The organism is Streptomyces sp. NBC_00557, from assembly GCF_036345995.1.
Taxonomy (GTDB): domain Bacteria; phylum Actinomycetota; class Actinomycetes; order Streptomycetales; family Streptomycetaceae; genus Streptomyces.
Map to the genome: position 1 here is coordinate 1,403,429 of NZ_CP107796.1, position 15,603 is coordinate 1,419,031.

Below are 15,603 nucleotides of genomic sequence, written 5' to 3' on the forward strand. Positions count from 1 at the left end.
CTTCAGTGCTGCTCCCAGGACTTGAATGTCCTCAGGTGGTCCGGGGTGACCACGGCCTCCAGGCGCTCGTCGTCCTGGTCGCCTCCGCCGAGCGCGGCCACCAGACGCCGCGCCGGTAGGTTGCGCGACGTGCGCTCCGCCGTCAGCCGGACCTTCGTGCAGCCCAGTTCCTCGGCACGGTCGGCCAGCCACCGCAACAGGCGTTCCTCGACCCCTCGGCCGAGCGCCCGGCAGCTCATCAGCCAGCCCAGGACGTCCAGTTGGTCGCCGTCCGCATACAGGGCGAGAAGGGCGACCTGGCCGTAGTCGCCGAACCGGTCCCGGGCCGCCGCCGTCCACACCTCGCCCCGCTGTCGCCACCGGGCGACGTCGCCGCCGTCGGCCGACCGGGGGTGGAGCGTGAACTGGTTGGTGCGGCGGACGAGTTGCTCGGCCCGCGGCCCGTCCTCATCGGACAGGGCCCGGATGTCGACCTCCAGTTGCAGTTGCGCGAGGAACTCCTCGAAGCCGGCGGTTTCGCGGACGGCCTCCCGCTCCTGCTCCTGTGCGTAGAACCGGGCCCGCAGCGCGTCCTCGGCGGTCGCCGCCACGGGGACCAGCGGCCACAACCGGCCCAGGAACTCCTCCAGTTCGTCCGCGGCCGGGCAGGTGACCGACAGCACCTGCGGCAGCGCGGCGCGCACCTTGGCGATCTCGGCCGGGTTGTCGTCCAGGAACAGGAAGCTGTCCAGGCCGAGGTTGAGCGTGCGCGCCGCCTCGGCCAGGCGGCCCGGCTTCGGTCCCCAGGCGGCCGACAGGACGCTGAAGTGCTCCGCCTTCAGCAGGCTGTCCGGGCGGTCCAGAACGGCGCGGACCGTGGCCTCGTCGTTGTTGCTGACGAGAGCCAGCAGCGCGCCCGCCTCCCGCCACTGCAGCAGCCTGCGGGCGAGCAGGGCGCGCGGGCCGGTCAGGTCGACGGCCTCGGGGCCGATCTCGCCGGCGACCCCGCCCCACAGGGTCTCGTCGCCGTCCACGGCGATGACCTTGGGTGCGGGGCGCAGCACCGCGCGGACGGCCTCGGCGAGGCGCAGTGCCACGGCCGCCTGGAAGTGCGGGGTGAAGGGCAGGTGGGCCAGCCGCTCGGTCCGCTCGTCGAAGCGTTCTGCCACGGGGTGGTACCGGGTCCAGTCGTCGGGGCCGAGCACCGCGATGCCGGGCAGGCCGGCGAGGTCGGCGGCGACCTCGCGCTCCCACCGCGTCAGGCGGTCCTCCTGGCGGGTGGCGGGCAGGAAGCCGACGATCAGCGGCTTGCGGGTGCGTTCGGCCAGGGTCTTGAGCGCGGCCGGGTAGCCGGTGCGCAGCTCGGCGAGCAGCGCGTCGTCGACGGGTCCGAAGCGCTCCAGGTCCACCGCGCGCAGCAGCACTGCACCCACCGCCGTGGCGGGGTCGGCGAAGACGCCGGAGGGGTCCTGGAGGCTCGCGAGCACGTGGTGGTACGGCGCCTCGGTGACGGCCAGTCCGCCGTCCTCGGCCCTGTCCTCGACGGCTGCCTGGCACATCAGCGGGAGGTTGCCGAGGGCGAAGGTGGCGGCGAGGGCCAGGGACCGGCGAGGCGCGGGCCGCGTACCGGCGGGAGCCCGGGTGCCGGCGCGCGCCGGCACCGCCGGGTCCTCAGCCGTCTCCCCCAGCAACCGCAGGAACTCCTCACCCAGTCCGGCGGTGGTCGCGGCGTCCAGGATGTCAAGGTTGTGGTCGAGCCGGATGCGGGCCGCGTCCGGGGTCATGGTGATCATCAGGTCGAGGTCGGAGTAGCCGGTGCCGGCCGGCAGTACCTCCAGCCGGGTCAGGCGCCGCGAGGACCGCGCGTAGTTGAAGTAGACCTCGACGAGCGGCGCGTTCTCCCGGTGCAGGCCCTGCCGGGCCAGGGTGGCCAGGACGTCGGAGAACATGGCGCCCTTGGCCAGGACCTGCTGCAGGCGCGCGTCGGTGCGGTGCAGCACCTCGGCGACCTGTTCGCCGGCGCGGACCTCGGCCGGGAACGGCACCGGCACGCCGAAGAAGCCCACCGCGTCGTACGCGTCGGCGTGGATGCGGGTGTCCACGGGCACGGCGAGCACGAACCGCTCCCGTTCCCGCTTCCTGGCCAGCAGCGCCGTCAGGGTGCCCAGGCAGAAGGCGGCGGGAGTGATGGCCAGCCTGCTCGCGGCCGCCGCTACTCGTTCCATGAGCCCGTCGGGAATCGTCACGGTCACGCTGCCGGCCCGGTAGGACCGGGTCGCCGGGCGCGGCCGGTCCGGCTCCAGGTCGAGCCGTTCGCTGCCGTGGAAGTGCTCGCGCCACTCGGCGCCCGCGCCCTCACCGCCCTGCTGGGCCTCGATGAGCAGGGCGATGTCGCGGTTGGTGAGGGCGGCGTCGAGGGGGGTGCCGGACAGTTCCGCGTCGATCTCCCCGGCCACGAGCAGCAACGACTGCAGGTCGCTGACCGCGTGGTGGGCGCCGAACACCAAGGTCTGGCCGTGTGGGCCACCGTCCACCAGCTCGAACCGCCACAGCGGTGTCCCCGCGAGGTCGAACGGCGGCTCCAGCAGTGCGCGCAGCCGCTCGGCGGCGTCGACCGGGCCTTCGACGGCCGTCCAGCGCAGCACCGGCTGTGCCGGCTCCCGGTCCACGCGCAGCTGCCGGACGCCTTCGGCGCCGGTGACGATCGCGGTGCGCAGGGCCGCGTGCCGCGCCACGAGCCGGGTGAGGATGCCGGTGAGCGTCTCGGCGGTGGTCGGCTCCGTCAGCCGTACGGCGAGGCCGATGCCGTGTGCCGCGTCCGGCATGTCCGGCCGGGCGCTGCGCAGCAGTCGTACGACGTCGCGCGTCGCGGGCCGCAGTTCGGTCTCCGGTACCTCACCCGCGGGATCGCCGGAGTCCTGCCGCGTCACGGCCCCCTGCTCCGGAAGGCCCTCCGCCAGGGCCTGGGCGAGGCCGTGGATGTCGGAGGCGGCGAACACGTCCGCGGCCGGGAGCTCCACGCCCAGTTCGCGCACGAAGGCGTTGCGCAGCCGCACCAGCATCAGGGAGTCCAGGCCCAGTTCCTTCAGGGCCGTGGCCGCCGACACGTCGGCCGCTCCCCCGGAGACCTCGCCGACCCGGGCCCGGACGTACGCCTCCAGCCAGGTGGCGCGGTCCTGGTCGGTCGTCGCGGCGAACACCTTCTTGACGAGGTCGTCCGAGGCGGCGCTGCCCGTGGGCACGGTGACCAGGTCGCCCAGGATCGGGCGGGTGCGCACGGCGTCCGGGACGAGGGTGAGCATCTCCCAGTCCAGGGCGATCGGCGCGAGCTGGCGGCGGCCGGTGGCCAGCACCCGCTCGAAAAGCTCGCCGCCCTCCTGCGGCAGGAAGGCGACCAGTCCGGAGCGGCTGGTCTCGGCGGCCCGGGTGCCGGACCCGGCGACCATGCCCACACCGGCCCAGGCGCCCCAGTCCAGGCTCAGCGCCCGGCGGTCGGTGCGGGAGAGGTGGTGTGCCCAGGCGTCGAGGAAGGCGTTCGCCGCCGAGTACGGGCTCTGCCCGGCCGACCCGAGGAGTCCGGCCGCGGAGGCGAACAGGACCAGGTTCCGTGCCTCCGGGACCAGTTCGGTGAGCAGGGCGGTGCCCAGGACCTTCGGGGCGAGGACGCGCAGGATGCGTTCGTCGGTCAGGTTGGCCACCGTGGCGTCGTCGAGCACGCCGGCCGCGTGCACGACCGTGGCGATCGGGCCGCAGGCGTCGCGTACGGCGTCCAGGGCGGCCGTGAGACGTGCCCGGTCGGCGACGTCGGCGCGGGCCAGGTGGACGGTGACGCCTCGCTCCTCGAGACCCGTGATCCAGTTCCTGGTCTCGGCGTCCGGCGTGCCCCGGCTCAGGAGGGCCAGCCGGCGGGCCCCGCGGCGGACCAGCCGCTCGGCGACGACGCGGCCGAGGCCGCCCAGACCTCCGGTGATCAGGTGCACGCCGTCCACGGAGGTCTCGCCGGCGCCGTCGTCCGGGCGGGTGCGGGCCAGGCGCGGCACCAGGCGGCCGGTGCCGCGCAGGGCGACGAGCCGTTCGTCGTCGGCGTGCCTGAGCTGGGTCCACAGGGCGTCGACGCCGCCGGTGGGCGGCAGGTCGATCAGCGTGGTCGACAGCTCCGGGTGCTCCTGCGCCACCGCGAGCCCGAAGCCCCAGGCGAGCGCCTGCTGCGGGTTGGTCACCGTGGTGCTGTCACCGGCGGCCTGGCTGCCGCGTACGACCACGAACAGGCGCGGGGCCCGGCCCTGCGGGCGGCCCGCGAGGGCGCGCACCAGGTGCAGGGTGCTCAGGCAGCACAGCCGCGCCGCCTGCTCGGCCGATCCGGCGTCGCCGATCGCCGGGGCGTCGAGCGCGGTCAGCTGGACCACCTGCTCGGGCGGCCCGTCCGCGAAGGCCTCCTCCAGCAACCGGGCCAGGTGGCCGGGGTCGGCCGGATCGAGGACGTAGCGTCCTGGTCCCTCGGCGGCGAAGGCGCTGCCCCTGCGGGCGACGACGTGCGGTACCGAGGAGCCGAGCCGTTCGCCGAGCGCGGCGGCCACCCCGGTGTCGTCGGCCAGGATCAGCCAGCTGCCCTTGACCGGCGGTTGCTGTGCCGCCGGGCGCGGCTGCCAGCGGGTCTCGAAGAGGGCGCCGTCCAGCGGCGAGAGCGCGGCCAGCCGGAACTCCTCGATCTCCAGCAGGAGTTGCTCGTCCTCGTCCCAGATCCTGAGGTCCAGGGTGGCGGTGTCGCCGGACACGGAGCGCAGTGCGCAGCCGGCCCAGGCGGGCGTGGTGCCCCGGCCGGTGAACCGCAGCCTTCCCATCCCGGCGGGTACGAACGCCCGGCCCTCGGGAGCGTCCCCGGGCAGGGCGGCCGTGTGGAACGCGGCGTCGAGGACCGCGGGGTGCAGCAGATGCCCCGCGGCGGGCCTGGCGGCCAGCCGGCCCAGAGCCGTCGCGTGCCCGCGGCGGCCGTGCTCCAGCCCCCGGAAAGCGGGGCCGTAGTCGATGCCGAGGGCGGTCAGACCGGCGTACACCGCCGGCAGGTCCACGTCCTGCGTGCACTGCTCACGCACGGCCGCGAGCGGTACGTCGTCGAACCGCGCGTCGGCCGGGGGATGCTCTCCGGTCACCGCGATGCGGCCGCTGGCGTGCCGCTCCCACCGCGGGCTCCGCTCACCGGCGGCCGCGGAGGCGACCGTGAAGGACCGCAAGCCCTCCCGGGCAGGCCGCAGCACCAGCTGCACCCGCACGGGCCGTTCGGCATCGAGCCGCAGCGGCTGCACGAACTCGACTTGTTCCAGGCACACTTGGCCGCCGTCCTGCACCGCGGTGGCGGCCTCCAGCACCATGTCGAGGAAGGCGGCGCCGGGCAGCCAGACCTCGCCGCCCACCTGGTGGTCGCCGAGATAGGCGAAGCGGCTGTCGCGCAGGTCGATGTCGGTCTGGAAGAGGTGCCGGTCGGGCTCGTCACTGGACTGGACGTGCGTGTCGGACAGCGGTGAGGAGCCCGTGGCGGTGGCCGGGGCGGGCGCGAGCCAGTGGCGTTCGCGGGCGAAGGCGTACGTCGGCAGCTCGACGCGACGGCCGTGCGGGAACAGCGCCGCCCAGTCGGGCGTGTGCCCCGCGACGTACAACTCGCCGACCCTGCGCAGCAGTACGTCGGACCCGTCCTGCTGACGGCGCAGGGAGCCGACGCCGGCCACGTCGATCCCGGCCTCGGCCGCCACCGCCTCGATGGAGGACAGCAGCGACGGGTGCGGGCTGAGTTCCACGAAGTAGCGGTAGCCGTCGTCCAGCATCCGCCGGACGGTGTCGGCGAAGCGGACGGGCCGGCTGAGGTTGTCGTACCAGTAGGCGGCGTCCAGCCGGTCGCCGGCGACGGGTTCGGCCAGCACCGTCGAGTACAGCGGGGTCGACGCCCGCGTGCCCCGGATGCCGGAGAAGCGGTCGAGCAGTTCCTCGCGCAGGGGTTCCATCAGCGGGGTGTGCGAGGCGAACGGCGTCGACAGCGGTCGTACGGCGATGCCCCGCTCCTCCAGGTGGCGGCGCAGGTCTGCCAGCGCGTCGGCGTCGCCCGAGACGGCCGTGGAGCCGGGGCTGTTGACCGCGGCGACGAACAGCCGGTCCGTGTAGGGGGCGAGCAGTTCCTCGGCCTGCGCCCGCGGCAGCTCCACCGCGACCATGCCGCCCTGCCCTACCAGTGGGACGACGGCCTGGGCCCGCCCGGTCACCACGGCCACAGCGTCGTCCAGGCCGAGGGCGCCCGCGCTGTACGCGGCGGCGATCTCGCCGAGGCTGTGCCCGACCACGGCGTCCGGGGCCACGCCGAGTGCCCGCCACGCGGCGGCCAGCGCCGCGTTGACCGCGAACAGCACCGGTTGCAGGTACTCGGTGCGGTCGAGCGGGGAGAACTCCTCGGGCGCCCGCAGCACGTTGAGCACCGACCAGCCGACGTGCCGCTGCACCGCCTCGTCGACCCGGGTCAGCTCCTCGCGGAACGCCTGCGATTCGGCCAGCAACTCCAGCCCCATGCCCGGCCATTGACCGCCGTGCCCGGGGAAGACGAAGGCCACCTTGCCCGTCTCCTCCTCGCGGGGCGTGGCCGGCCGGGCCCGGCCGCTGCCCACCGCGTCGAGCACGGCGCGCAGTTCGTCCCGGTCGCTCGCGGTGACCGCCGCCCGCCAGGCGAAGTGGCTGCGGTGCCGGGCCAGGGTGTAGGCGACGTCGGGCAGCGCGACGTCCCCGGTCAGGTGCCGTGCCAGCCGTGCGGCCTGCCCGCGCAGCGCGGCCTCGCTCCGCCCGGACAGCACGAACAGCCGTTCGTCTGACGGGAGTTCGCCTGTCGGCTCGGGTTCCGGCGCGGACGGTGGGGCTTCCTCTACGATCACATGGGCATTGGTCCCGCTGATCCCGAAGGCGCTGACCCCGGCCCGCCGGACCCGCTCGGCCTCCGACGGCCAGGGCACGGCCTGCTGCAGCAGGTGCAGGCCGCTGCCGTCCCACTCGACGTGCCGGCTGGGTGCGCCGGCGTGCAGGGTGGCCGGCAGCATCCGGTGGCGCAGCGACTGCACCACTTTGATCAGCCCGGCGACGCCCGAGGCGGCCTGGGTGTGTCCGAGGTTGGATTTGAGCGAGCCCAGGTACAGCGGGCGGTTCCGGGGGCGGGGGTCGGCGAAGACCTGGGCCAGGGCGTTCGCCTCGATCGGGTCGCCGAGCGTCGTGCCCGTGCCGTGCGCCTCCACGTAGTCGATGTCGGCGGGTTCGAGGCCGGACAGCGCCAGGGCCCGCCGGATCACCTGTTCCTGCGCCGGGCCGTTGGGCGCGGACAGGCCCTGGCTGCGGCCGTCCTGGTTGACGGCCGTGCCGCGCAGCACGGCCAGCACCTCGTCGCCGTCCCGCCGCGCGTCGCTCAGCCGCTTCAGTACGAGCATGCCGGCGCCCTCGGCCCAGATGGCGCCGTCGGCGTCGTCGGAGAAGGAGCGGCAGCGGCCGGTCGGGGACAGGCCCCGCAGCCGGCTGAACTCCACGAAGGTCTGCGGGGTCACCATGAGCGTGACACCGCCGGCCAGCGCCAGGTCGCACTCGCCGGACCGCAGCGCCTGAGCCGCCAGGTGCACCGCGACGAGCGACGACGAACACGCCGTGTCCACCGTCAGCGCCGGGCCGTGCAGGCCGAGCGCGTACGCAAGCCGGCCCGAGGCCACGCTGAGCGCCGACCCGGTGCCTACGTAGCCGTCCAGCTGGTCGAGCCGGGAGCCCGACAGGTAGTCGCTGCCGAACATGCCGACGTACACGCCGGTGGTGCTGCCTGCCAGTTCGGCGGGGACGATCCCGGCGCGCTCCAGCGCCTCCCACGCGGTCTCCAGCAGCAGCCGCTGCTGCGGGTCCATGGCCGCGGCCTCTTTCGGGGTGATGCCGAAGAAGCCCGCGTCGAAGGACTCGATGTCGTCCAGGAAGCCGCCTTCGCGGGCGTAGGACTTGCCGGGGGCCTCCGGGTCGGGGTCGTACAGCGACTCCACGTCCCAGCGCCCGGCCGGGAACGGGCCGACCGCGTCCCGGCCCTCGGCGACCAGCTGCCACAGGTCCTCGGGGCCGCCTACGCCGCCCGGCAGGCGGCAGGCCATGGCCACCAGGGCGACCGGCTCGCCGTGCGACGCGGTGCGGGTGTGCGGCGCGGCTGCGGGGCGGCGGGGGGCGGGGCCGCTCGTCGCGAGCACGGTGGCCAGCAGGTGCTCGGCCAGGCGGGCCGCGGTGGGGTGGTCGAACAGCAGGGTGGCCGGGAGGCGTGTGCCGAGGCGGGCACCGATGCGGTGACGGAGCTCCAGCGCCGTCACCGAGTCCATGCCGAGGTCGCGCAGCGGCTGGTCGTGGCCGACGGAGTCGGCCGAGCGCAGGCCGAGGGCGCGAGAGGCCTCCTCGCGGACCAGGTCCAGGACGCGGTCGGCGCGCTCGGCCTCCGGCAGCCGGGCCAGGCGGTCCGCCAGTGCGTCCGCGCCGTCCCGCCCGGTGCGGGGCGCGGGCAGCAGCGAGCGCCACAGCGCGCCCGCGCTGCCGCCCGCGCCGGCCGCGCTCTCGCGCAGGCGGGGCAGGTCCAGCGCCCAGGCGACCAGGTGCGGGGCGCTGCGGCGCAGCGCGAGTTCGACGAGGTCGCGGCCCTGTTCCGGGGTGAGGGCGCGGTGGCCGAGGCGTGCCATCCGCTCCAGGTCGGCGTGTCCGGCGGCCAGGCCCTCACCCGCCCAGGCGCCGAAGGAGACCGACACGGCGGGCAGTCCCAGGGCGCGCCGGTGGTGGGCGAGCTGGTCGAGGAAGGCGTTGGCGGCGGCGTAGTTGGCCTGGCCGGCGTTGCCGACGACACCAGCGGCGGAGGAGACCAGCAGGAACAGGTCGAGCCGCGCGTCCGCGGTGAGCCGGTGCAGATGGGCGGCGCCGTCGGCCTTGGGGCCGAGCACCCGCGCGAGGCGTTCGGGGGTCAGTTCGGCGACCACCCCGTCGTCCAGGACGCCGGCGCAGTGCACGACGCCGCGGAGGTCGCCGGCGACGTCGCCGACGAGGCCGGCCAGGGCGGTGGCGTCGGCGACGTCGCACGCGGCCACTTCCACCTCGGCGCCGAGCGCGGTCAGTTCGGCGGTGGCCTCGGCTGCGCGAGGGTCGTCGGCGCCGCGCCGGGACGTCAACAGCAGGCGGGGCACGCCCCGTTCGGCCAGGAGCCGGGCGATGTGGCGTCCAACGGCGCCGAGGCCTCCGGTGATCAGTACGGTGCCGTCGACGGGCGTGCGTGCGGAATCGGTGCCGTCGGCGCGGGCGCGCACGAGCCGGGGCACGAGCAAGGTGCCTGCCCGCCCGGCGAGTTCGGGCTCGTCCCCGTGCGTCACGGCGGCGAGCAGGGCAGCCGCGGGATCACCGCCGTCAAGGTCGAGCAGCGTCAGCCCGAGGTCCGGGTGCTCGGCGCGGGCGCTGCGTGCGAGACCCCACAGCGCCGACTGGGCGAGGCCCGGCACGGTGTCCCGCTCACCGGCCGCGACCGCGCCGCGCGTCACCCAGACGGTCCGGGTGGGCGGCTGCTCCTGTGCGAGGAGCGTCTGCAGTTCGGCCAGCGCCGCTTCCGCCAACTCCCGTGCCGCGGCGGCAGGTTCGGCGTCCTCGGCCGGTCGTGGCCAGAACCGTACGAGCACCTCGCCGCCCGTGGCCGAGCACGGGATCCGCGCGGCTTCAAGGCCGCGCAGGGCCCCGGCGACGTCCGGGTCGGACGGGTCGCCGACGACGGTCCAGTCGCCGGCCGGCGCCTCCGTGGCCGGCGCGGGCGCGGACGTCCAGGCCACCTCGTACAGGTGCCGTCCGTTGCCCGAACCGCCGGCGAGATCCGCCGGGCTCGCGGCCCGCAGCCGTACGCCCTCCAGCCGGCCGGCCGGGAAGCCGTCGGCGTCCCACAGCGTCACGTCCAGGGTGAGATCCGTGTCGCCGCCGCCGGTGCGCCGCACGGACACGGTGAGGTCGTCGGCGCCGGCGTGCGGGAGCGCGGCGCGGCCCACGGCGACCGGCAGGAGCACCCTGGCGTCGGAGGCGGCGGCCCCTTCGAGGGCCGCGGCCACGTGCAGCGCGGCGTCCAGCAGCGCCGGGTGGACCGGGTAGGGGTCGGCCAGGTCGCGGGCGACGGGCGGCAGCGACAGCCGGGCCAGCAGCTCGCCCGCGCCCGTCACCACCGCCTCCCGTGCGCCCTGGAAGGCCGGACCGTAACCGAGGCCGAGCCCGGACAGGTGCTCGTAGGTCTCCGGGCTCCAGGCGGGCTCCGCCGCCTCCGGCCAGACCGGCGGCTGTCCCGCCGCCTCGGTCGCCCCGGCCGCCGAGGCGGTGGCGTGCAAGGTCCAGCCGGTGGCCTCCTGCCCGCGCGGGCGGCCGTGCACGGTGATCTCCGGTACCGGCCCGGCGGTGACCACCTCGACGGACACCTCCACCGTGCCGGTGGCGGGCAGCACGAGGGGTGCGAGCAGCAGCAGGTCGGTGACGTCGGCCGGGTCGTCCGGGCGGGCCACGGCGAGGGCGGCCCGGCACAGCTCCAGCAGGGTCGTGCCGGACACCACGGTCCGGCCGAACACGGTGTGGTCGGACAGCCATGCGGCGGTGGCCGGGGACCACTCGTTGCGGAAGGTCCAGCGGGTCTCGTCGGCCGACTGCAACTGGACGCCGAGCAACGGGTGCGCGGCGCGGTCGAACAGGCCGGGGCCGTGCGACGCGGGCTCGGGTGCGATCCAGTGGCGCCGGCTGTCCCAGGCGTAGGTCGGCAGGTCCGCCCAGGTGGTGTCGGGGACCAGGCGCCGCCAGTCGATCCGGCGTCCGTGGACGTGCAGTTCGGCGGCGGCGCGGTCCAGGCAGGCGGGTCCGTCCTCCTCGCGTCGCAGGGAGCCGACGGCGACCAGCTCGTGGCCGCAGTCCTCGCCGATCGTGTGCAGGGCGGTGAGCAGGGAAGGATGCGGGCTGAGTTCGACGAAGTGGCGGTAGCCGTCGGCCGCCATGCGCTGCACGGTGGGCGCGAAGCGGACGGGTTCGCGCAGGTTGGTGTACCAGTAGCCGGCCTCCAGTTCCTCGGTGACCGGCTCGCCGGTGACGGTGGAGTACCAGGCGACCGGCGTGGGGTACGTGGTCACGCCGTCGAGCTCGTCGAGGATCGTCGCGCGGACGGGCTCGACCTGGGCGCTGTGGGAGGCGTAGTCGACGTCGAGGCGGCGGACGAAGACCTGTTCCCGCTCGAGGTCGGCGAGCAGGTTCTCCAGCGGCTGCACGTCACCGGCGATCACGGTCGCCCGGCCGCTGTTGACGGCGGCGACCGAGACCCGGCCGCCCAGAGCGTCGAGGCGGGTCGCGACCTCGCTGTGCGGCAGGGCGACGACGGCCATGGCGCCGGTGCCGGACAGCTCGGTCAGGGCCCGGCTGCGCAGGGCGACGACCGCGGCCGCGTCGCTGAGGCTGAGCGCGCCGGCGACGCAGGCCGCGGCCACCTCGCCCTGGCTGTGCCCGATCACGGCGTCCGGCCGGACGCCACGGGCCCGCCATACCGCGGCCAGGGACACCATGACGGCGAAGAGCACCGGCTGGACGACATCCACGCGGTCCAGGGACGGGGCTCCCGCCGCGCCGCGCAGAACCGCCGCCGCGGACCAGACGGTGAACGGCCGCAGGGCGGCGTCGCAGCGGTCGAGTTCGTCGGCGAACACGGGATCGCGTTCGAGCAGGTCACGTGCCATGCCGGCCCACTGGGCGCCCTGGCCGGGGAAGACGAAGGCCACCTTGCCCTCTGGCAGCGTCCGCCGGGGGCCGGCGGTCAGGCCGGGGTCGGGCCGGCCCTCCGCGAGGGCCCGCAGCGCGGTCAGCAGTTCGTCCCGGTCGGCCGCCTGGACGACGGCACGGTGCTCGAAGTGGGTGCGGTGGTGGGCGAGCGTCGCGGCCACGGCGGGCAGCGGCGACTCGGGCCGGGCAACGAGACGTGCGTGCAGTCGATCGGCTTGTCCCTGGAGCGCGGGGAGTGTGCGGGCCGAGAGCGGGAAGAGCGTCGGGCCGGGCAGCCCCGCCTCCGCCGGGGCCGGTGCGACGACGTCCCGCGGTGCCTCTTCCAGCACGACGTGGGCGTTGGTGCCGCTGATGCCGAACGCGCTGACCCCGGCCCGCCGCACGCGGTCGCCGTCGCGCGGCCACGCCTGGGCGCTGCCGTGCACGGCCAGGCCGCCGAGCGCCCAGTCGATGTGCTCCGTGAGGGTCTCGGCGTGCAGGGACGGCGGTATGAGCTCGTGCCCGAGGGCGAGCACCGTCTTGATCACGCCGCCGATGCCCGCGGCGGCCTGGGTGTGACCGATGTTGGACTTCAGCGAGCCGAGGCCGAGAGGCCGGTCGGCGGGGCGGCCCGGTCCGAAGACGGCGGCCAGTGCGCGGCCCTCGATGGGGTCGCCGAGGCGGGTGCCGGTGCCGTGCGCCTCGACGTGGTCCACGTCGTCCGGTGCGAGTCCGGCGGCGTCGAGGGCGGCACGCAGCACGCGTTCCTGCGCCGGGCCGTTGGGGGCGCTCAGCCCCTGGCTTCGGCCGTCCTGGTTGACGGCCGAGCCCTTGACCATGGCGAGCACCCGGTCGCCGTCGCGGCGGGCGTCGGCGAGCCGCTTGAGCAGCACCACACCGCAGCCCTCGGCCCACACCACGCCGTCCGCGTCGGCCGAGAAGGGGCTGCACCTCCCGGACGGCGACAGCCCGCGCAGCCTGCTGAACTCCACGTGTGCCCGCGGGGTCACCAGCAGGCTCGCTCCGCCCGCGAGCGCGAGGTCGCACTCCCCTGCTGCCAGCGCGCGGGCCGCCAGGTGCAGGGCGACGAGGGAGGAAGAACAGGCGGTGTCGACGGTGACCGCCGGGCCCTGCAGACCGAGGGTGTAGGCGATGCGCCCGGAGGCGGCGCTGGTCGCCGAGCCCGTGCCGACGTGCCCGTCGAGCTGGGCCAGCGAGGCGGAGGCGAGGTATCCGCTGTCGTACAGGCCGATGTAGACGCCTGTGGGGCTGCCGTGCAGGGTCTCGGGGACGATCCCGGCCCGCTCGATCGCCTCCCAGCTGGTCTGCAGCAGCAGCCGCTGCTGGGGGTCCATGGCGTCGGCCTCGCGGGGTGAGATTCCGAAGAAGGGGGCGTCGAAGCGGTCGATGCCGTCGAGGAAGCCGCCGCGCAGCGTGTACGCCTTGCCGCGGGCCTCGGGGTCGGGGTCGTAGAGGCTCTGGGTGTCCCAACGGTCCGCCGGCACCTCGGAGATGGCGTCCTCGCCGGCGGCGAGCAGGCGCCACAGCCCTTCGGGGTCGTCGGCGCCGCCGGGGAAGCGGCAGGCCATGGAGACGATGGCGATGCCGTCGTCCGCCGCCCGCGGCGGAGCCGCGGCGGAGACCGGGCCGGCCGCCGGGGCGGGCGGCTCGCCGAGGGCCGCTTGAGCCAGCGCGGCGATCGTGGGGTGGTCGAAGACCAGCGATGGCTCCAGTGGTCGGCCGGTCCGTGCGGAGACTTCGCCGGCCAGCGTCACCAACTGGCGTGACCCCAGCCCGAATTCCGCGATCGGCCGGTCCGGGTCGACGGCCAGCGGGTCGAGTCCGGCGGCCTCGGCGACGGCCGACCCCAGCCAGGCCCGTACGTCCTCGGCCGTGGTGAGGGGCGTGATGGTGGACTGCTTCCGGGGCTCGTTCGCAGGCATCTGGGCAGGTGTCCTCAAAGCAACGGTGACGCGGGCGGATTCCGCACGACCGCATGCGGCAGCGGCGTACGGCTGACATCGGGTGACGTACGGCCGAAGTCGACGGACGTACGGCCGCGGAGGGCGGACGTGCGGCCGGCGCGGGCGGGCGCGCCGACGGCGGTGGGGTCATCCCGTGCCGGGCACGTCCACCAAGGCGAGGGTTCCGTCGAGGTAGGCCGCCCGGGAGTCGCGGCGCTGGATCTTCCCGCTGGACGTCTTCGGGATGGTGCCGGGGCGGACCAGCACCACCTCCCGCACCGACAGGCCATGGGCCTGGCCGATCGCGCTGCGCACCAGGTCGTTGATCTTCTCGGCCTCGCCGGCCGTCTCGGGGGCCACCTCGGCCACCACGACGACCTGTTCGCCCGCCATGCCGTCGGCGTCGACGGAGAACGCCGCGGTGCAGCCGGGCCGCAGTGCAGGGTGGGACAACTCCGCGGACAGCTCCAGGTCCTGCGGGTAGTGGTTGCGCCCGTCGATGACGACGAGGTCCTTCAGGCGGCCGGTGACGAACAGTTCGCCGTCACGCAGGAAACCGAGGTCGCCCGTGCGCAGGAAACGGCCCTCGCGGCCGGACAGGGTGGCGCGGAAGGTCTCTCGGGTGGCAAGGGTGTTGCGCCAGTAGCCCCGGGCCACGCTCGCGCCGGCGACCCATATCTCGCCGACCTCGCCCTCGGGCAGTTCCTCCTGCCGTTCGGGGTCGGCGATCACCACGGTGATCCCGGTCCCGGGCCGGCCGCAGCCCACGGCGGCCGCGTCGGCCTCGCCGGCGTGCGGACCGGTCTCGGCGGCCTCCAGCAGGGTGGGCGGGGCGTCCACCGCACCGCCGGTGACCATCAAGGTGCCCTCGGCCAGGCCGTAGCAGGGATAGAACGCCTGATGGCGGAAGCCGGCCGCGCGGAAGGTCTCGCTGAACCGTCGCAGCGTGGCCGCGCGAACCGGTTCGGCGCCGTTGAAGGCGACCTTCCACGCGCTCAGGTCGAGGCTGTCGACCAGGTCGGCGGTGGCGTGCTTCAGACACAGCTCGTAGGCGAAGTTGGGGCCGCCGCTGGTGTGCGGCCGGTAACGGCTGATCGCGGTCAGCCAGCGACCGGGGCTCTGCAGGAAGTGCAGCGGCGAGAAGAGCGTGGCCGTGGCGCCCAGGTACAGCGTGTTCAGCACCGGGCCCATGAGGCCCATGTCGTGGTAGACGGGGAGCCAGCTGAGGATCAGTTCCCGGCCGTGCTCCGCGAGGGCGTCCGGGGTGTGCCCCATCCGCTCGGTGATGATCCGCTCGTTGTCCAGCAGGTTGCCGTGGGTGACCACCACACCGCGCGGGGCGGAGGTGGAGCCGGAGGTGTACTGGAGGAAGGCCACCGAGTCGGCGGTGAGGTCGGGGGCGTGCCAGGAGCCGGCCGCGTCGTCGGGAATGTCCTCGGTGGCGACGCGGGTGACCGCGTCCAGTCCGGGCAGGTCCTCGCGCCATGTGTCCAGGGCGCCGATGACGTCCCGGCCGCCGAGGATCACCTCGGCGCCGGAGTCGGCGATCAGACGCTTCATCCGGATCAGTGCGCGGTGGTTCTGCGACCGTCCCTGCGGGGGCACGCCCGGCACGGCGACCACGCCGGCCGCGAGGCAGCCCAGGAAGGCGGAGATGAACTCCAGGCCGGGCGGATGGAGCAGCAGGGCGCGCGAGCCGGCCAGACCGCGGTCCTGGAGCCAGGCGGCGAGGGCCCGGGAGCGGTGGGCCAGCTGCCCGTAGGAGATCTCCTGAGTGTCCCCGTCGCAGTCGCCGGTGAGGAGGTACCGGTAGGCGGTACGGTCGGGCTGTTGCTGGGCGTGTACGGTCAGTAATTCGACCAGGGAACGAGCCATGTGT

General features: G+C 75.1%; 2 protein-coding genes. Both read right to left on the reverse strand.

What is annotated here, in order from left to right:
• Window positions 1-2 precede the first annotated feature (2 nt).
• Complete coding sequence (locus OG956_RS05595; RefSeq protein WP_330336821.1) at window positions 3-13,703, reverse strand: SDR family NAD(P)-dependent oxidoreductase; 13,701 nt, start codon at window positions 13,701-13,703, stop codon at window positions 3-5.
• A 168-nt stretch (window positions 13,704-13,871) separates the two neighbouring features.
• Complete coding sequence (locus tag OG956_RS05600) at window positions 13,872-15,599, reverse strand: fatty acyl-AMP ligase (protein ID WP_330336822.1); 1,728 nt, start codon at window positions 15,597-15,599, stop codon at window positions 13,872-13,874.
• Between the last annotated feature and the right edge of the window lie 4 nt (window positions 15,600-15,603).